The following is a 19,669-nucleotide window of genomic DNA, read 5'->3' on the forward strand; positions in this document are numbered from 1 at the left end:
CAGGCCGCGTCACGGCCGATCGCACGGCGGTAACCCGGCCGCGGACACACCCTGACATCCTCGGCCGCCCTCGCGTGAATGCCCCCACCCACATTCGGATGAGTCCGATAAGTCGGCGCAGACCCCGTCTTGTCCATAAATCGCACACAACACATGGAAAATCGCGCGACCTCTTTCGCAATTCGTCATTTCGGCAGTTCTGCGCCACCGCACATGTTATGCAAGGACGTTATCTTTCCGACCGCGAAGTCGCGTGCCTGCACTGGTCATCGCTGGGCAAAACCAGTCGGGAAACCGGCCTCATCCTGGGGGTCACCGAGCGCACCGTCAATTTCCACATCGGCAACGCCTGCCATAAGCTAGGCGTCAACAGCAGGAGCGCCGCAATCGCCATCGCGGTCAGACAACGCCTGCTCCCGGTACTGGTAACCGAGCCGCAGCCCATGCGGCCAGACAGACCCGTCCCCGCCCCGCGGGCCGCATCCTCCTTGCGCCAAATACCTGATCGTCCGCGGACAGACGCGCCTACTTCAGCTTCACCGCCCGCACAAACTCCTGGGCCGGATCCACAGGCAGACTCTGATCTGTCCCTGCGGCCACGGCATCAATCAACATCGTATCGGTCACCCATACCCGGGCCATCAACCACGCCGGGTGCTGGCCCGCACGGCCCCTTGCCACGATCTCGTCCCCAAAATTCGGCAGCGGCGACGGCACAGGAGCCCCTATGTTCACATACAGCGACCGCATCAACGCCTGTCCCAATGCCTCCCTCGCAGCTCGGTCCTTTGCAATCGCCTCGGGCAACGGCGCAGACCCCACCGCAAACATCGCTTGATCGACCTGCGCCGTAGCCAACGTAAACGCCAAGGCCTGGCCCCCCAGAGAAATCGTGCGCGTTTCCGTCTCGACCTTGGCCGGAAAAGCCGCCTGCACATAGCCGTCGGCCACCGCCATTTCGCGCCAGTTGTAACTCGGCGTGCACCCGGCAGCCAGCAACAGTACCGCGCAACACAGCCGCAACGCCGTGGTACGCGGCACTCGGCAACAAAACAACCGAAAAATCATCATGTTATGCCCTCCGTCACGCATAATGACATGGATGAATTGTCACCGATCCCCGGCTATTAGAGAGGTTACCTCGGCAGGAATCGCCCACACCTCGTAAAATCCGGCCTCAATATCCGAATATTCATATGACTGTGACCGATACCACTGCCAGCCGCCTGGCCCGCCTACAGGCCCATACCGCCCTGCTTGCCCAGACTCTGCGTGGCATCGAAAAAGAAGGGTTGCGCGTCGATACCCAGGGCCGCCTGTCGCGCACCGCTCATCCGGCCGGGCTGGGCGCCGCGCTGACCAACGAACACGTCACCACCGATTATTCCGAGGCCCTGCTCGAGCTGATCACAGGCACTCATGACCGAGTCGACACCCTGCTGACCGAGCTGGAAAACACCCACCGCTTTGTCTACAGCGTGCTCGACGGCGAGCTCATCTGGAATCAGTCCATGCCCGCGGCCTTGCCCGCCGAGGCCGACATCCCCATCGCCTGGTATGGCAAGTCCAACACCGGCATGCTCAAGCACGTCTACCGCCGCGGCCTGGCCGAACGCTATGGCAAGTCCATGCAATGCATTGCCGGCGTGCATTACAACTTTTCTCTGCCCGACGCACTATGGGGCATCCTGGACCCCGGCACCCCTGACCCGCAAGAGCAACGCTCGCGCGGCTACATCGGCCTGATCCGCAACTTCACGCGCTACTCGTGGCTGCTGATGTACCTATTCGGCGCCGCCCCCGCCTTGTCGCGCCAATTCATGGGCGACGACGTCCAGCAGCTGCAGTCGCTGGGCAACGACACGCTGTATTTGCCCTACGCGACGAGCCTGCGGATGAGCGATCTGGGCTATCAGAACAAGGCCCAATCGCAGCTCAAGCTCTGCTACAACGATCTCGACACCTTTCTGGGCCGCCTGTACGACGCCGTGTCCCAACCTTGGCCCGAGTACCAGGCCATCGGGACACATCGCAACGGCGAATGGATCCAGCTCAACACCAATGTGCTGCAGATCGAAAACGAGTTCTACTCCAGCATTCGTCCCAAACGCGCCACCGGCCGCTGCGAACGGCCCATCACCGCGCTGGCCGAACGCGGCGTGCAGTACGTAGAAGTGCGCTGCCTCGATATCGACCCTGGTCAACCCGTGGGCATCGCCGCGGACACGGCGCGCTTCATGGACGCATTCTTGTTGTTCTGTGCCGCATCGGACAGCCCTTATTTCCCGCAAAACGGTTACTGCCAACGCAGCGCGGATAACTTCTCCACCGTGGTCAAAGAGGGCCGCAAGCCCGGCTTGCAACTCGATCGAGATGGCGTCGCCATCGAGCTGCCCGTGTGGGGCCACGAACTGCTCGACCAGATCGCATCCTACGCGGCGCTGTACGACCAGGCCTTGGGTGGGGACGCCTATGCGCGCGCATTGCAGGCTCAACGAGACAAACTAGACCATGCCGACGAGACGCCCTCGGCACGCCTGCTCAGGGACCTGCGCGACAGCGGCTTGTCGTTCCACGATTATTCGCTCCGACTCAGCCGCCAACACGCAGACACGCTGCGCGCACAGCCCTTGCCGGCCGACGTCGCCGAGACGTATGCCGAGGCAGCACGGCAATCACATGCCGAACAAGCACGTCTCGAACAAAGCGACGCCGTCGACTTCGATACCTACGTCGCGTATTACCACGCGGCATTGAAAGCACCTAAATCGGCTTGAATACCGTAGCATCAAGGTCAACTCATATTCGTATGAGTTGACCTGACCGCCTACCGAACGACTGCTGAACCGAATCCTGTTCTTGGCTAACCTACCCAGCCAGCGCAGCGGTATCCTTGACGTCATTACCGGCGCCGTTGTCCAGCAAGAGCTTCACCATGCGCCGATCCCCACGGTGCTGCGCCAGCGTCAGCACTGTGCCATTGATGACGGTGTAGGACAGGCGGCTATCTGCGCCATGCAGGATCAACTCATTGACTATGTCGTAATGTTCAGCCTCGACAGCATGAAACAAGGGTGTGCGTCCGCTGTCATCTCGCGCATCTATCCGCACACCTCGCTGCTTGAGCAGGAACCTCAATCCATACAGATTATTGTGCTTTGCAGCGAGCGCCACAGCAGTGCATCCTTTCGAATCCGTCGCATGGATATCCGCTCCGCCTGCAAGCAGATGTTCGATCGCGATATCCGACTGCCCCTTTGCCGCTCGGAGCAGCGCGCAACATCCGTCGCGATCTTTCAAATCGGTCCTCGCGTTCTGTCCGATCAAGAGATTCAAAATCGACGAGTCGTACGCCCGGTCCGCATAATCCGCAGCCCGCATCATGACCGTCAGACCCATGCGGTCTACGGCATTGAGATCGATGTCCCTTTGTTCACACAAGAGCCTGATTGCGCGGCGCCGCCCCAGGGATACGGCCACACTCAGCGCTCGCTCTCCGTCAGCATTGGCAATGTTGATGTTTGCCCTGCGAGCGACCAACGCCTCTACGACGTCGTAGTGCCCCGCACGAATCGCCAGCATCAGCGCGGTATCGCCATTATTGTCCTGTCTGTCGACGCCCATGGGCTGGGCGCTGTCATCTGCGTAGACTTCGTACCCCAGCAAGACCTTAACCGCATCGACAAATCCGGACATGGCTGCCCACATCAGTGCGCTGTAGCCCGATTGATCCGTCGCGTCTACCGACGCTTTGCCTGCCAATAGCGTATGGATAGCCGAGACATGGCCGTGCCGCGCGGCGCACATCAACGGCGTCAGTCCATTTTCGTCCCGAATATCCAGCAACTCTGCGGGCAGGATATCAACCAAGGCATTCAAGACCGCGCCGCTGTCTGCGACCGCTGCGGCATGTACCGGAAAATACCTGGGCGCTCTCAGGCTGGCGATCAATTTATCGGTATCGCTTTTCGAAAACATGGATCTGATGCCGGAGGCGTCCTTGGCGTAGACGCACACCATGAGGTGCGCCTGGACACGCTCCATCTCGGTGTTGTCATCAGGAATCATTCCGGCGCCCGTTCGGGCAAGGAGGTCGGAGACGGAATCGGTGGCAGCGACAAAAGAATTAGCAATCATCATGAGTACCGGCCGTAAAAGTGTGTCACACGACCGGGGTCGCGCAACATCTCGTTGAAATCATTGCAAATACCCGCTTGGGTAACGATTCGACACGGCGAGTTCCCTCTTTGGTGTACAGTTTTTGATCTGTGCCTTGCCTATTGAATTCGCTCGAACCGCCCGCCATGAAAACGGCGCATACTGCTGAGACAGGCGCGATCGTCTCGCCCTCGGATTTCCCTACCTTCGAATCCACGGATTTCGCAGGTGAGGGATCGTTTTATTTTGATTTGGTGCGGCTACAGGATCAGGCCGGGATTCCGCGGGGTTTTCCACATCGCCACGCTTACTACCATATCCTCTGGATGTCCCGGGCGCAGGGCACACACATGCTGGATTTTCAACACCTGGATGTCCGAGACGGCGCCGTGTTCTTCTTGAGCCCGGGCCAGCTGCACGCCTGGACATCATCGGTTGCCCCGCAAGGCTATGTGATGAATATCAGCACAGCCTTCTTCACACACATGTTTCCCCGAGCGGACGATATCGCCAAGTTCCCGTTTTTCCACCCCACCAGCGGCAACCCGGTGCTCTATCTCACACGCGATCAACACGATGACATGCTGCCCCTGTTGCAAGCGATGGCACAGGAACAACAAGGCCGGCAGCTCGGCCGCTACGACGTCATACGGTCGTACTTGCTGATCCTATTGACTCAACTGCGCCGCGTGTATCCGATCGATGAGCGTACACGTACTGCCGGCCCTAGCTACCCACTGGTAAAGCGCTTCGCCTTATTGATCGAAGCGCAATATCTGGCGTACAACAGCATTCAGCAATATGCCAGCGCGCTCTACGTCAGCGCCCGGCAGCTCAACGAAGCCACTAAACGCGCCACAGGGCGCACGGCCAGCCAGCTGATTCAGGACCGTGTGCTGCTGGAAGCCAAACGGCTGCTCAGCAATACCGAATCAGGCATTGCCGATATTGCGTTTCAGCTCAATTTCGAAGATCCCGCCTATTTCACGCGATTTTTCAAGAAGCACACAGCCATGACGCCCGGCGAATTCCGCAAAGTCGATCTCAGCCTGCGCACCTGAACGGGGCCAAGAACGGCCCCGCGCCGCATCGATCCACCCGCGCAGCACGTCGGCAACGAAGTGGCCAAATACCCTCATTGCGCCAAAAAGTACAACTCAAGCGCGTATCTGTCCTGACGGTTGTGTCCGGTCTCTGCGTACAGTTTCGGAAAACCGATAACTCAGGAGACATCCATGTCCAAACTCCGTACGCGCCTATGGCGTTCTCTGCTGTGTGCCCCCCTCGCTTTGGCATATGGCATTGCAGCTGCCGCCTTTCCCGAACGCCCCGTCACCATCATTGTGCCGTTTGCTGCAGGTGGCGCCACCGATGTCATCGCCCGTACCGTCGCCCAGGCCATGGCCGGTAAATTAGGCCAACCCGTTATCGTCGAAAATCGTGCAGGGGCAAACGGCAACATTGGTGCGGGTGCGGCCGCACGTGCCGACGCCGACGGCTATACCCTGCTCATGGCGACATCCAGCCACGCCATCAATGCCACCCTGTACCGCAAACTCGATTACAGCCTGACCAAGGACTTCACCGGTCTGTCCAACCTCGCATCGGTGCCCTTGCTCCTCGTCGTCAATCCCCAAGTCCCTGCCCGTACGGCAGCGGAGCTATCCGCCTATATCCGAGACAACAGCGATCATGTGGCGTACGCGTCCGGGGGGACCGGCACAGCAGCCCACTTGGCTGGTGCGCAATTCAACTCGTTGTCGCACGGAAAAGCCACCCATGTACCCTACAAGGGTGGCGCGCCGGCACTGAATGATCTCATCGGGGGCCAGGTGCAGTTCATGTTCGCCAACTTGCCGGAAGTTCTGTCTCAAGTCCAGGGAGGCCGCTTGATCCCCATCGCCGTCACCGGCCAGGATCGACATGCGGCCTTGCCGAATGTGCCTGCCTTTGCCGAAACACAGTTCGCCGACATGCAGGCACGGTCCTGGTTCGGGCTATTTGTCCGTTCAGACACGCCACCCGAAACGGTAGAGCGCCTATCCAAGGCCATTGCCGAAAGCGTCGCCACGCCCACTGTGCAAACCAAATTGAAAGAGATGGGCGCCGACCCGATCGGCAACGAACATGCCGAGTTTCAGCAATACGTCAAACAAGACGTAGGGCGCTGGAAAGCGCTCGTGCAAGCCTCCGGCGCATCGGTCGAGTAACGCACCACGTTCAGGGTGGCGGGTCAGACCCGCCGCCGGATCACTCAAGACGGTATCAACGACGGCAAGGCGTCATCATTCAATAAAGCGTCCCACAATGTCCGCGCTTGCAACGCCGGCATGGCCGCCCCTGCATTTTTCAAGAATTTTTCCAGCACGTGCTCGACCGAGGCAGGCCGCTGTGCACTGCCGATCACTTGGGGGACATTCGCACGCAAGGTCGCACCGTTCTCCAACGTCACGGATAAATCCGCACCGAAACACTCAGGAAAACCGCTCTCGTCCCAGGGCGCAGCGCTAATATGCGCGGCCAATTTCAGCGCTTGCTCATTCAACGGCCCTGTCGTCATCGTTTCAACATCGATGGGCAGATTCAATAGTGACAACGCCACGCAATAAGGCAGACTGTATTTCGCATCATTGGTATCGCGGGGGGCTTGCTTGCTTTCCCAGGGCTGCGCAATCACCAATCCGGCTCCAGCGGCCACCAGGCAATGTGCGCCCACGATGCGCAGCCCCATCCCGGCAGCCTGTTCACGCAACTGTCCGGCGGCTTCGAGATAGGGGTGGATGTAGTGGCAGCAGGGATAAAACTTGAATGCAGCCTCCCGCAACACCCAGGTTCTCTCCAGGCTGTCGAGCTCATTCGCTAAACGGCCTCCCGCTGAGCGGTCATCGGCATAGGTAGCGTATATTCCGTGTTTGCCTTCCAACACAGACGCCGGCCCTGTCATACCTGCCATAGCCAGACTGGCCGCCCACACGCCAGCATGAGCGGCCCATCCGGGATGCAGGGCCTTGACGTTCGAACCATCGCTCAAGAACTCGAAGATACCGCTGGCTTGACTGCCTGCTATCCCTGCCGCACGCGCAATGGTCTGCACATCGGCTCCGCGAGCGGCTGCTGCCAATATCGCGGCGACGACAGCGCCGCCGACCGACGTGACCTGGAACCCTCTGCGCTGAAATGCCCCTGCCGCCGCTTGTCCGACACGAACGAGCAATTCCCACCCGACGACAGTCAAGCGCAACACCTCGGACAGCGACAGCCCCTGTTCCTGCGCCACAGCCAAAATGGGCGGCACAATCACTGCACTGCCATGCACGATGGACCGCATATGCGTATCGTCAAATTCGAGCGAATGGATGGACGTACCGTTAACCAACGCTGCCGTATCGGCAAATACGGAGTTTTTGGCTCCGAGTATCGTCGACTTTCCGCCAAGCGGACACTGCGCCAACAGCTTGGTCATGAACGTCCGGTGTGATGGCACGTGCGATGCCGCCAAGCCTACCCCGATTGCGTCGGCTATATGCAAACGACCCAGCCTCTGCACATCATTGGGAATAGCCTGCAGCGTCAAGCCACGCGCAAATTGCGCCATACGCCAAGCGGCCGCACTCGTTTCGATACTCATGTAGAGATCCCTGCTGCGCTACGCCCAGCCAGATAGCCGAGACCAATCGCGGTCAACAAGCCATTTCCCGAGCAATATCCTTCTGCCCCTACGCTGCCGCTGATACCGGCAGCGGCGCCACCGCCGGCATACAACCCTGGGATAATCGAACCGTCCGCACGCAGTACACGGCCCATATGGTCCACGGCCAAGCCACCTTGCGTATGAAACAAGCCGGGCGTCACACGGCAAATCCAAAGTGTTCCTGTCAGCGGCGCCATACCGAAATGCCGGCGTCCCTGCGGATCTGTAGCGCTACTGTCCTGCTGGTTTGCCGCAGCCTGGTTGTAGTCAGTCAGCGTGCGAGTCAGCGTGGCCTCGGGCAGATTGAAAACCGCAGCCAGGCCTTGCACTGTGTCGCTGCCTTTGACCCCATGATGGTCCACCAGCTCTTGAAATTCTTCTTCTTTGCTGGCCAGCGCTTTGATGCGGTCATCGAAGATCGCGTAGACGGGCCCGGCTTGCGCGAGCACGCGCTTTGCATAGCCCGAGTATCCTAAATCCTCATTGCCGAAACGCTCGCCCGCCGCATTCACGAGAATGCCGCCCTTTTCGATCGTCGTCCATGACAATAGCGACCCATGCGGATACGCAACCGCTGCATATCCTTGATAAGCCCGCATATTCGCCAACTGAGCGTTCAACTGTTCCCCCCAGATCATGGCTTCGCCTTCGCTGCCCAATGCACCAAAATACTCCGCACCTGCAATCTCCGCACAGTATTTCTTGACGAGATCGCGATTGGCGGCAAAGCCGTTCGTCGCCAGGATCACATTGCGTGCACCGATTTTCGATGCCTCGATGCCGGGTCCTGTCACCGCGGCGCCCACCACGGCACCGGATTCGTTCACATACAAGGTGGACACCGCGTTGTTCACCGCCAGCGGAATATCACGCTTTGCCACGGCGGCCAACAGATCATCCACCAGATCTTGCCCTCGACGCGACACCGGTGCATGTAGACGCGGAACAGAATGACCTACATGGCAGTAATCCGTGATCAGCGCCATACGCGCCCCTACCACATCCACCAGCCATTCGCACAAGCCGGCGGAAATACCGGCCATACGGCGCGTCAACGCGGGCAACTCGCTATGACCGGCGGTGCGCTCCAGGTCGGCGACCATGCGTTCGGCCGAATCCTCTATCCCCGCCTCTCGCTGAAAACGGCTTCCGGCTCCTGGCACCGAGCCTGTGCTCAACGACGAATTGCCACCCGGCCGTTCACGTTTTTCCAGAATGGCCACGCTCGCGCCCGCGTCATGCGCGGCAATGGCCGCAGCCAAGCCGCATCCCCCGGCACCGACCACCAATACATCGACTTCCATATCCCATGCCAAACCGGGATGAGATTTTTCAATGACAGCGTGAATCACCTGCGTTCTTCCTCTAAATTTCCGGCCATCACCGGTACGGCTTATCGATACGCGCTCGCCTGTGTGCGCCACGCGTGCAACGCGAACTCAACGGCGGCAGCTACGCCGCCGTCAAGGCCCGCATCCAATCGTTCCACGAACACTGCAGATCCAATGTGCCCGTGGCCCCACTGGAAGCGCCACCGGCCAAACTCACCAACGCGTGCAGCGTCGGCATCGCGTGGGGCATGTGCCGATCGCATAGCGAGCGGATTTTTTCCCAGACATCCTCTTGTGCCAGTGGGCGGTCTGGACCTCCGCGCGCGCTCCAGCATGTCTGCGTCACTTGCCCATCAGGCGTCGTCAGCGTCACGGTCGCGGGGCGGTCCTGTGGCCAGGCCCGCACCTCTGCAAACGGCTCCAGGATTACCTTATTTCGCAACCGCGCGATGCGAGGATCGGACAGCGATGCGTTGTCAAAAGCCTGTGCTCCGCCATGTCCGTGCACCAGCGCTGCAGCCACGGCATGCGGAACGGAAAACTTGGCCCCTAATGTGGTACTGGGAGAGCGATTGTCCAGCGGATAGGCCAAGGGATGCGCATGCACCCGAATCTCGCTGATCTGCTCTCCGCCCAACAACGAGGCATCACGCGCCAACAGCGCCTGCACCGCCTCGATTGCCGAATGCGCATACTGGCAGCATGCGTTGATCTTTTGATAGCCGGATGCAACCGCCCATTCGTCCTCCGCCGTCAAAGCCGGCAGGTCCGTGCTGCCGCCCAACGCGGTAACGTAGACGTCATACGGCGTCGACGCCCGCCCGCCAATGCCGGCATGGGCCTGATCAACCGCCAGAATACCCATGGCGGCCCCTTGCGCCGCCCACGTATTTCGCACCAACACACCCTGCAGCGCTTGATTGAAGGGCCCGGCCATCCCCATCGCACAAGCGCCTGCCACTGCGCTGAGCACCTCGTCGGCGGGCAAGCGCCGCAGTATGGCAATACCCGCCGCGGCCCCGACCGGCGCCAACAACGCATGCGGGTGAATCCGTATCGGCACAAAACTCCATGCTCGCGCGACGCGCGTCACGAGCTCATACCCCAATGTCAATGCCCGCAACACATCCTGTGCCGCCGCGCCCTCTTGTTCAGCGACGGCCATCAGCGCAGGCAACACATACAAGCCACCGTGGCAGACGGCCTTGCGGTAGCCTTCGTCCAACTCATTCCAACCCATCGCCAATGCATTCTGGGTAGCGGCCGCATGGACGCTCACGCGCTTGCCATGCGGCACCAACAGAGATGCAGGGCCGTCCTGTTCCCGCGCCAAGACCGCAGCGCGAGACTTTTCCACCTGCGGCTCATCTAGTGCGCTGAATGCTGCCGAGACGTTATCCGCGACGATCATGGCTGCGCGCTGGCGCACCATGTCCGATAAATCTCGCCACTCGGCCGCAACGACACGTCTCACACATGCGTTAAACGCGTCTGCAACCTGCTGGCGCGCATCAACAGGCACCGTTGGATTCAGAACAGATCCCACAGACTCTCCTGACTCAATAAATCGGCGCTTTTTCCATCGTAGATGATCCGGCCAGACTTGATCACAATGGCCCGGTCAACGTTCTGCAAGGTCGCTTGAACATTCTGCTCGACAATAACGATGGTGGTCTTGCGACTGCGGTTGATTTCACTGACACTGGCCAACACATCTCGCACAATCACTGGCGCCAGACCAATCGTGGGCTCGTCCAGTAGCAAAATAGACGGTTGTGTCATCAGCGCCATGCCGAGCGCCAGCATTTGCTGCTGTCCACCGCTCAGCGAGCCTGCGATCTGATCGCTGCGTTCCGCCAGCAATGGAAATAATGCAACCACTTCATCAAATGCCTGTTTGCGGGCGGCCGGCTCATGGCGCATCCCGGCGATCTTCAGATTCTGCTGCACCTGCAGATCCCGGAAAACATTGTGGCCCTGCGGGACAAAGGCCATGCCATAGTTGACATTCACATGCACTTCATTGGCACGGATCGCGTTCCCGCGGTATTGCACATTTCCCTGCATATGTTCCAGGTCGCCCATGCAGGCGCGCAGCAATGTCGTCTTGCCCGCTCCATTGTGGCCAAAAATGCCGACGCGCTGACCTTCTGGCACCTGAATACTCAGGTCGTGCAGTACATGCAGTTTGCCGTAGTGCACATTCAGATTTTTCAATTCCAGCATTCGATATCCCCAAGCGCGGCCCTCATTGGCCGAAGTACAGTTCGGCCAATGTCTTGCTCTCGAGCAAGGTTGCCACATCGCCGCGCTCCAGGATCTTGCCCTGTGCCATGAACACGGCGCTATTGCATAGATCCTTGATGAACGAGACGTTGTGCTCCACAACGCATACGGCACGTCCCGAGGCGGCCTCTTCTCGCACAATTTCCCGCATCGTCTCGTAGGCAGCCCCTTCCACACCAGCCATCGGCTCGTCGAGCAACAACAGCGGCCCCTGGCTCATCAATGCGCGCGCCAACCCCAAGAGCTTTTGCTGACCGAACGTGATGTCATTGACATTCGCGTCTGCCATGGCGGATAGCTTCATACGCTGCAGGATGTGCATGGCACGCTCTTTCGCTTGCTGCTCAGCGCGCCGTACCGACGGTCCCGCCGTGAGCAAACGCCACAACGACTCCCCCGGATAATCAGTGGGCGCAACCAGTAGGTTCTCCAGAACGCTCAACGAACCGAACAAGCGCATGTGTTGCCACGTTCTGGCCACGCCGGCCCGAGCACGCGCATACAAAGCCAGCCCGGACAAAGATTTCCCTTCCAGCACCATCGAACCGCTGTCGGCCGGAAACACGCCGGATATCAAATTAAAGAGCGAGGTCTTTCCTGCCCCATTCGGCCCGATCAGGCCCAGGATCTCGCCTGCCTTTAGCTCCAGCGTGATGTGATCCGCCACCACCACGCCACCGAAACGCTTGCATACTCCATTCAGGCTTAGCACGTTACTCATGGCTACCCCCGGCTGAAAGACGTTTGCTCGCAGGCACCAACCCCTGCGGCCGCAGGAACAGGAACAAAATCACCAACGAAGTAAAGATCACCCCTTGCAACGGCCCCATGATGGCTGAGGGCAAATTCAGGAAAGTGATCGCCTCTGGCAGCAAGAGCAGCAGCACCGCTCCTACCACCGGCCCATATACCGAACCCATACCGCCTACCACCACCATCGTCAGGATCATGGCCGACTGCAGAATCTGAAACTGGTCTGGCGTCAGGTATTGGTAATAGTAGGCATAGAGTCCACCTGCTACCCCTGCGATACCAGAACCCACCGCGAAAATGGCGATCTTGATATTCATGGCATTGCGCCCCAATGCCAGAAAAGCCAACTCATCGTCGCGCATAGCTTGGATCGCCCTGCCATAAGGGCCTCTCACCAACGCTCGTAAGGCCAATACCACTACCAGCGAGATCCCCAACGCAATGGCCGCAAACACCAGGCTGCGATTTTCCTGCACCACGTTGGGAATCCCCCCAAGCCCACTGGCCCCACCGACAAAATCCAGGTTCTTGATGATTTCCAACAACCCCAGCTGGAATCCGATGCTGGTAATCAGCAAATAGTCTCCCGATATGCGCAACGAAGGCAGCGACAACATGAACGAGGCCAACATCGCCACAACGAATCCTGCGGCAATGCTCAACACGGGATGCAAACCAAACTGTGTACTGAGCACCCCGACGGTGTAGGCTCCCAACGCAAAAAAGATCGGATGCGCAATGCTGATCAATCCACCGAACCCGATGATCAGATTGAAGCTGGACGCCAGAATGATATACAGCCCGATCAGAACCAAAAGCGACGCAACGTATTCCATGTATGACTCCGATCCGTGTCTCAGGCGCCAGGCGCTGTGGATTTAGCCACCGGCCTTTTGCGCATCAAACCTGTCAACTGCACTCCCTTCGGGAAAAACAGAATGGTGATGAAAAGTAGCGCGTACAAGATCAAGCTCTGCCACGCCGACGGGATGACCAAGATACTGAACGCGCGCAGCAAGCCTAGAAATACCGCGGCAATCGCTGCGCCGAATACATTTCCCATGCCACCCAACAAAGCCGCGATCACGGCGAACAACATCATCTCCAAAGGCGTATTGGGCACCATAGAGGCTCGCGTACCAAACAAGTACATTCCCGCCGCGATCAAAATAGCAGCTAGCACAAAGGTCAACGCATAGACCTTACGCACATTGACGCCATAGAGACGACTCAGATGCGGATTGTCCGCCGCTGCGATCATGTACTGCCCGTGGCGAGTCCGCCTCATGATGAAGAACAGCATCGACATCAAGATCACGGTCGCCGCGATAGCCTTCAAGTCCCACTCACTGACGACCACACCTCCCACAATATAAGACGTCGACATGATGCTCGCGGCGAGCGACACCGGCTCTGTGCCGGCGATCATCGCCAGCACATACTGCACCAGTTCCGAGATCACCAAAGTAAAAATAAAGAACGTCAACGGCGGCGAATGACGACGCCGAAAAGTCTGCAGCCCGAGTATCTCCATCGCCAACGCGGCAACGATCGCCGCACCGGCGCCCAGCGCCAGCGCCGCATAGGCAGGCCATCCCAGTTTCTGAATGGCCCAATACATCGTGTAGTACGCGATCCCCATCATGCCGGCCTGGGCAAAGTTCCATACCTTCACCACTTTCAATACCAACGCAAAAGCCGCCGCCAGCAGCACCGCATAGGTCGAATTGGCCAGGCCGGTCCAGAAAATCTGTAATAAGGTCTGGAAGTCCAGCATCCCTGCTCCTAGCAAGGCGGCCCGCGCCGCCTTTTTTTATACACGCAGTTGCTATTCGTTTACTCGACAGTCGCCACTGGCGTGAACGCGCCATTCTTGACTTCGAATAGATAAACGGGCTTCTTCACTCTATGATCAGCGCCGACCTGCAGTTTTCCGGTCATGGGCAGATCAAAGTTAGCGACCTCCACCAACGCTTGACGCATATTGGCGCCCGTCAAAGGCTTGCCGCTTTTCAGCAAATGCCCGTACAGATCGGCGATCAGGTACGGCATGTCGTACAGATATTGGGTATAAGGCAGGCCATTGGGAATGCGCCCCTCCGTTTTCTTCCAACGCTCAACAAACTCGGCAATGCGCGGGTTCTGTTCCGCAGACGGCGCGAGAGCGGACACCATCAACCCCTCCGCAGCGGCACCTAACTGCTGGATGACTTTGGGGTTATAGCCAGCGGAATACGTCGAGATAGGCTGCTTGATCCCCAGTTGGCGAATCTGCGCAATCACCTGCGGCAAATCCGAGACCAGGCCTTGGATATGAATTATGTCCGGATTAGAGGTCCGGACCTTCAGCAGGGCGCCGGTATAGTCGGTCGATTGCGCGTCATAGGCCTCGTACGCAACGACTTTTCCGCCTAGCGATTCAAAGGCGTCGCGGTAGATTTTCGCGCCCTCTACCCCACTGTCGTTATGAATGTACAGTACCGCGGCGCGTTCCTTTTTCAACGTTTCCCGGGCGTAGCGGGCCTGCGCGACCACATCCACATCAGCCAGCGGATACGTCGTATAAACATAGTCGCCCAGCTTGGCGATTTCCGGTGAATTCGCCCCGACGCTCAACCCCAGCACCTGGCTGCGATTGGCAATAGGCGCGACGGCTTTGACAACGGCGCTCCATGCTGTACCAAACACTGGCACCTTGTCTACATTCACCAGACGGTTCACCGCATTGATGCCCAATCTAGGATCCGCTTGAGTATCCAGCAAGATCATCTCAAGGGGATGGCCGTCCACGCCGCCCTTCGCATTGATGTCTTGCACAGCCCATTGCGCGGCCTTGGCTTGATCCGCACCAAACAGGGCTTGCGAGCCAGTCAATGGCATAGCCAAGCCGAACTTCAATGGTTCTTTATTTGCCGTCTGCGCCCAACCCGTACCAGCCCAACCCAAACATGTCGCGGTCAAGGCAAGTCCTGCAACGATCTTCCTGCGTGCGTATTTCATGTCATTCCCCTTGGGAGAGTGCAGGCGGTTCAACCGCCGGTTGTGTTCAGCTTTTCAATGACCGCTGCCGTCGTACCGACATCGGCGTACTTTTCAGACATATCAAACAGATTCACAGCATGTGACACCTGACTGCGGTCATACACCGCATCCTCAGGAACGATCACCTTGAAATTCAGCGAAAACGCATCCACGACACTGCCTCGCACGCAGCCGCTGGTCGTGCAGCCCGTCACGATCAAGGTATCCGCCTGCAGATCGATCAGATGACTGGCCAGAGCAGTGCCAAAGAAAGCACTAGGATGTTTTTTTGGCAACAGCACATCGCCTTCGCGTGGCGCCACCTCTGTCACGAACTCATATCCATGCGCCGGGATGTTCATAATCGCAGGGACTTTCTCGGCCAGACGGCCACCATCCGTGGCCTTTTTCGGCGCGACGTGCGGATACAAGACAGGCCAGTTCTTTTCCCGAAAAGTCGCTAACAGCTTCTGAATATTCGCGACCGCTTTCCAACCCACCTCCCCGCAACTTGTAGGGAATTCCTTGATCGACTCCCAGAACGGCTGCGGCGTTGTGCCTACAGTACGGTACTGCACATCGATGATCAATAACGCCGGGCGCACGCCGATTCCTGACGGCCGCCCAAACCCGGCGGCCCGATAGGCCCGCTGTTCCTCGTCACTGATAATGTTGTCCCACGGTTTCATTGCGACTTCCCTTGATTCGATTTCAATGTGCGCATCAGATACTGGCCGTAGCCTGGTTTCCCAACGATTTTTCCGTCTTGCATCACCGTCTCGCCACGCACGATCGTGCGCACCGGCCAACCTTTCAGGTCCCAGCCGTCATATAGGCTGTAATCCGAATAAGACCCTAACTCCTCTGCCTTGACCGTGCGAACTTTATTCAAATCGACCAAGGTCAAATCCGCATGCGCACCAATCTGCAACGAGCCCTTGTCCGGATCCAGGTTGAAAATCTCGGCGGGGCGCTGAGTCAACAGCGCCGCAATACGCGCCAGGCTGAGTCGGCCTTTGTGATATCCCTCCGATAACAGCACCGGCAGAATCGTGGCCGTTCCGGGGAACCCCTGCGACGCCAACCAGAGCGGACGTTCCTTGGTCGACTTTTTTCGAGGCACATGGTCGGACGCCACCACATCGATGCTGCCGTCGTTTAGCCCTTCCCACATCGCCTGCACGTCATCGCTCGAGCGAAACGGAGGATTCGCCTTGCCCAATGGCCCGATATCGGCATTCTCATCATGCGTCAGATAATGCGGACACGTCTCGACATAGACATGTTCGTAACGCTGGCGCCACTTACGTACTTCGTCCAACGCCATGCGCGTACTCAAATGAGGAATGTAGATGCGTGCATTCAAGTGCTCGGCAAACATCATCGCCCGCACACAGTTTTCCGCCTCGGTAAAGGCGGGCTTGGAGGCCGACCAGTCCTTCAGCGTGTCACGCCCTTCTGCCTGGAACCGCTTACGCAACCGATTCACAATCTCGATGTTCTCGGTATGGCACACGACCTTGACATCACCCAATCGCGCGGCCTGGGCCAGCAGATCATAAAAATAACCGTCGTCAGTTCCATCCAGGCCGAGATAACGTCCCTCTTCCCCCTTGAAATTCATGAAGTACTTGAAAGACGTCACACCATACTTGTTTACATACTCTGCCAGCTCCCGGACATGCATTTCATTAGCGACACTGAAATGGAATCCATAATCAACATGGGCGCGGGTGCGAGCATATTCCTGCTCGCGCCGATAGACGTCTGTGTAATCCTCGTTATTCAGGAAATAGCCCAGCACCGTCGTAAATCCGCCCTGCGCTGCATAAATCGTCTCGGTCTCGTACTCGGTGATCTTTTCGCCAAAGCCGAAATGGATATGAGCATCGATCAATCCAGGAAACACATGCAGGCCCTGTGCGGAAACCTCAGGCACACCCGACCCGACAGGGGTGCCCGGCACCAGATGTGCAGCAATACGGCCGTCTTGAATCAACAGGTCCAAGGGGCGCTCGCCATGCTGCGCATCGACGGCGATGCCACCCCGCAAGACGAAATCATGGGACATCAGTTACTCCGAATGAGTGGAAACAAAACGGGAAAGCTCAGCCAGCGAGCTGGGTAAAAGTCCGGGCTCATCAATCAACAGCGCGGAGAGACTTTGCTCCAGCCAATCACGTTCCAGGTCAACACCGATGCACACCAAGCGCGAACGCTCATCCGCATCCGGCCATGCCTGCAAAACGTCCGGCGTATGAAAGACCTTGCCAACGGTCTGCATGAATACATACGGTCTGCCCGTATCCTGCATGCGCAACAAGCCTTTGCTGCGCAACAACTGATCGCCATAGTGGCTCGAGACTAAATGCCACCAGGCCGCCAGTCCCGGCCATGCGATCGGATGATCAATATGAAATCCGAGCGTAGAAACCCGGGAATGAAACAGCGGCACCGCAGCAGAGTCGCTGCGATGTGCCGCTACATCCCGGCCATGGCCGTGCTCGTGAACATCTCCATGATGAAGCGCACCCTCGTGCTCGAGGCCATGCCGATGCTCGCCATGATGATCGCAATGATGCGAGGCATCTCCACCCTGCTCCTCAGCGATGGCAGTCAGCACAGCCTGGCGCTGGAGACTGCCCGCCGATGCAGTAAAGACCTCGTCCGCGAGGTTACCCGCCACAGCGTCGCGCACCACCGCAGTTGCATTCAGCTGACGAATCAATGCGCGCAGCTCGCGAATATCCTGCTCGGGCGCCAGATCACCCTTGGTGATCACTACACACTCGGCGGCAGCGAGTTGCCGCACGGACTCGGGCTGCGTCACCAGTTGTCGCAGCCCTTGTTGCCCGTCGACCGTCACCACCACCTGGTTCAGACGAATGGTTTCAGTCAGGATCTTGTCGCCCAACAGCGAATGCAAAATCGGCAGAGGTTCCGCCAGCCCCGTCGTCTCCACCACAATGCGACGCAACGCCGCACCATGCGCGCGTGCGGTAGCGCACACATCCAACAAGGTCTCTCTCAATGAGCCACTCAGGGTGCAGCACAGGCATCCCGACTCCAGCAACATGACGTTGTCGGTCACTTGCGCCAACACCAATTGGTCAATACCGATCTCGCCGACTTCATTGACCACCACCGCCGTGCCGGCCGATAGCGGAGAACGCAGCCACGCATTGAGCAGCGTGGTCTTGCCGCTGCCCAAATAGCCCGTCAGCAGATCGCAATCAATACGCATAGACACGCACTGCGCCCCCTGGAAAACGCGTCCCTGCCTGTCTTGGCACACCCGCACAACCATAACGACAAGCGAAATTTAATTTCAACAAGCATAACAAAGCAATTACGGTTACGCTAGAAGAAATTAAATATCGCTGTACATAACAAAAATCGGTCCTGCAGCCCGATCCCCCTTCCGGAGCGCAAATGCGTCAAAATTCTCGCTATCCTCTGCTAAGTCCCGGCTCAGACCGCCACATGATCGAAAAAAACCCCAATTCCGTCGAAGCCGTAAAAGTCGCCGTACGCATCCTGGATGAACTCGCCATTCAGCAGCGGCCCATGGGTGTCACAGAACTCGCGGACGCCCTCAGCGAAACAAAGCCCCGTGTTCATCGCCATCTATCAACCCTGAAAGAGATGGGATTGATCGAACAAGAGCGCACCACAGATCGCTACCATCTCGGTTGGCGCGTATTCCAACTGGGTGAAGCCGCCGGCAACCAGTTCGACCTGAGAGCGCGGGCCGAACCCTATATGGTTCGCATACGAGATGAATTGAAAGAAACCTCCGTGCTGGCCGTGCCCATCAATGGCACACCCATGGTGATTGCCACCGTCGAAAACATCTACGGCCGCATTCTGATCAGCGTCAAGCCAGGCAACCGGCCGCTTCCTCATTGCTCGGCCCTGGGCCGGCTCACCCTGGCCTTTCAGCCGCCAGCAGTCATAGAAGCCCGCCTTGCGGAATCGCTCCCCCCCGAAACGGATCGGTCTCTGACGAATCCGTCGCAAATCCGCCAACGTTTAGAACTCATCCGGCGCCAGTACTACGAGGTCTGCGACGGAGAGATGATGATCGGGGTGAACACCATAGCCGTGCCGATATTTCGTAACGACAATCAGTTGGCAGGGGCGCTGTCGATCGTAGGGTCGATTCAAAACATCCCGAATCCGCCTCGCAGGCACCAGGTGGAAGTCCTGCAACATTGCGCGGCAGAACTCTCTAGCCAACTGAGCAGTGACGCCTATGCTGATTGGCACTTGCGTGAAAGCGCCTCCGAGATATTGAGCGCGTTGTCTTAGCCGGCTAGCGGCTGGAACCGAACGCTCGCTGACAGTTACCAAAGATTGCATCCTGACAGGCCGGGCTGAGCTCCTCGACAAGCCCGGTCGCGGGTTCTCTCTGTCGCCAGCGAGGCAA

At 58.4% G+C, this 19,669-nt stretch carries 17 protein-coding genes and 1 pseudogene; 5 read left to right on the top strand and 13 right to left on the bottom strand.

Translation table 11 applies throughout. The features are described 5' to 3' along the window. Positions 1 to 218 precede the first annotated feature (218 nt). A pseudogene (locus CAL20_RS24200) lies at positions 219 to 386 on the top strand (helix-turn-helix domain-containing protein); the annotation flags it as partial. Positions 387 to 525: 139 nt separating this feature from the next. Here CAL20_RS24200 and CAL20_RS24205 read toward each other — a convergent pair. Further along, positions 526 to 1,071, bottom strand: coding sequence for a hypothetical protein (locus CAL20_RS24205; protein ID WP_306431408.1), 546 nt, complete (start codon positions 1,069 to 1,071; stop codon positions 526 to 528). A 131-nt stretch (positions 1,072 to 1,202) separates the two neighbouring features. Between CAL20_RS24205 and gshA the strand changes: the two genes are divergently transcribed. Further along, the gene (gene gshA / locus CAL20_RS24210) at positions 1,203 to 2,777 is read left to right on the top strand and encodes a glutamate--cysteine ligase (RefSeq protein WP_094839308.1); all 1,575 of its coding nucleotides are present in this window, start codon (positions 1,203 to 1,205) and stop codon (positions 2,775 to 2,777) included. 91 nt (positions 2,778 to 2,868) lie between these two features. Here the strand turns inward: gshA and CAL20_RS24215 are convergent, their stop codons facing one another. After that, the gene (locus CAL20_RS24215; RefSeq protein WP_179266731.1) at positions 2,869 to 4,068 is read right to left on the bottom strand and encodes an ankyrin repeat domain-containing protein; all 1,200 of its coding nucleotides are present in this window, start codon (positions 4,066 to 4,068) and stop codon (positions 2,869 to 2,871) included. Between the two features lie 236 nt (positions 4,069 to 4,304). Between CAL20_RS24215 and CAL20_RS24220 the strand changes: the two genes are divergently transcribed. Together CAL20_RS24220 and CAL20_RS24225 are read left to right on the top strand one after the other, a co-directional pair. Then, entirely contained in the window at positions 4,305 to 5,219 is a 915-nt protein-coding gene (locus CAL20_RS24220) for a helix-turn-helix domain-containing protein (protein ID WP_094823644.1), read from the top strand. A gap of 174 nt (positions 5,220 to 5,393) precedes the next feature. After that, entirely contained in the window at positions 5,394 to 6,368 is a 975-nt protein-coding gene (locus tag CAL20_RS24225) for a Bug family tripartite tricarboxylate transporter substrate binding protein (RefSeq protein WP_094823645.1), read from the top strand. A 44-nt stretch (positions 6,369 to 6,412) separates the two neighbouring features. Here CAL20_RS24225 and CAL20_RS24230 read toward each other — a convergent pair whose 3' ends face one another. The 11 genes from CAL20_RS24230 to CAL20_RS24280 form a co-directional block, all read right to left on the bottom strand. Beyond that, entirely contained in the window at positions 6,413 to 7,786 is a 1,374-nt protein-coding gene (locus CAL20_RS24230) for an MmgE/PrpD family protein (protein ID WP_094823646.1), read from the bottom strand. Continuing rightward, positions 7,783 to 9,201 carry an FAD-dependent oxidoreductase gene (locus tag CAL20_RS24235; RefSeq protein WP_254924406.1) on the bottom strand — a complete coding sequence of 473 codons (1,419 nt, stop codon included), beginning with the start codon at positions 9,199 to 9,201 and terminating at the stop codon, positions 7,783 to 7,785. The genes CAL20_RS24230 and CAL20_RS24235 overlap by 4 nt, the downstream gene beginning before the upstream one ends. 100 nt (positions 9,202 to 9,301) lie before the next feature. Next, complete coding sequence (locus CAL20_RS24240; protein ID WP_094839253.1) at positions 9,302 to 10,726, bottom strand: MmgE/PrpD family protein; 1,425 nt, start codon at positions 10,724 to 10,726, stop codon at positions 9,302 to 9,304. Then, a complete protein-coding gene (locus CAL20_RS24245) occupies positions 10,711 to 11,406 on the bottom strand; it encodes an ABC transporter ATP-binding protein (protein WP_094823648.1) in 696 nt (231 codons plus the stop codon). Before CAL20_RS24245 ends, CAL20_RS24240 begins: the two co-directional genes overlap by 16 nt. 22 nt (positions 11,407 to 11,428) lie before the next feature. Next, on the bottom strand, positions 11,429 to 12,187 hold the full coding sequence (locus tag CAL20_RS24250; protein WP_094839254.1) for an ABC transporter ATP-binding protein: 759 nt from the start codon (positions 12,185 to 12,187) through the stop codon (positions 11,429 to 11,431). Continuing rightward, positions 12,180 to 13,055, bottom strand: coding sequence for a branched-chain amino acid ABC transporter permease (locus tag CAL20_RS24255; RefSeq protein ID WP_094839255.1), 876 nt, complete (start codon positions 13,053 to 13,055; stop codon positions 12,180 to 12,182). Before CAL20_RS24255 ends, CAL20_RS24250 begins: the two co-directional genes overlap by 8 nt. Before the next feature lie 20 nt (positions 13,056 to 13,075). After that, positions 13,076 to 13,996 carry a branched-chain amino acid ABC transporter permease gene (locus tag CAL20_RS24260; RefSeq protein WP_094823651.1) on the bottom strand — a complete coding sequence of 307 codons (921 nt, stop codon included), beginning with the start codon at positions 13,994 to 13,996 and terminating at the stop codon, positions 13,076 to 13,078. Between the two features lie 59 nt (positions 13,997 to 14,055). After that, positions 14,056 to 15,219, bottom strand: coding sequence for an ABC transporter substrate-binding protein (locus CAL20_RS24265; RefSeq protein ID WP_094823652.1), 1,164 nt, complete (start codon positions 15,217 to 15,219; stop codon positions 14,056 to 14,058). 29 nt (positions 15,220 to 15,248) lie between these two features. Further along, on the bottom strand, positions 15,249 to 15,929 hold the full coding sequence (locus CAL20_RS24270; protein ID WP_094839256.1) for an isochorismatase family protein: 681 nt from the start codon (positions 15,927 to 15,929) through the stop codon (positions 15,249 to 15,251). Further along, positions 15,926 to 17,311 carry a dihydroorotase gene (locus CAL20_RS24275; RefSeq protein WP_094839257.1) on the bottom strand — a complete coding sequence of 462 codons (1,386 nt, stop codon included), beginning with the start codon at positions 17,309 to 17,311 and terminating at the stop codon, positions 15,926 to 15,928. The genes CAL20_RS24270 and CAL20_RS24275 overlap by 4 nt, the downstream gene beginning before the upstream one ends. A gap of 3 nt (positions 17,312 to 17,314) precedes the next feature. Next, entirely contained in the window at positions 17,315 to 18,484 is a 1,170-nt protein-coding gene (locus CAL20_RS24280; protein ID WP_176456610.1) for a CobW family GTP-binding protein, read from the bottom strand. A gap of 188 nt (positions 18,485 to 18,672) precedes the next feature. Between CAL20_RS24280 and CAL20_RS24285 the strand changes: the two genes are divergently transcribed. After that, entirely contained in the window at positions 18,673 to 19,551 is an 879-nt protein-coding gene (locus tag CAL20_RS24285; RefSeq protein WP_094823656.1) for an IclR family transcriptional regulator, read from the top strand. The last annotated feature ends 118 nt before the right edge of the window (positions 19,552 to 19,669 follow it).

Source organism: Bordetella genomosp. 4, assembly GCF_002261185.1.
GTDB lineage: Bacteria > Pseudomonadota > Gammaproteobacteria > Burkholderiales > Burkholderiaceae_B > Bordetella_A.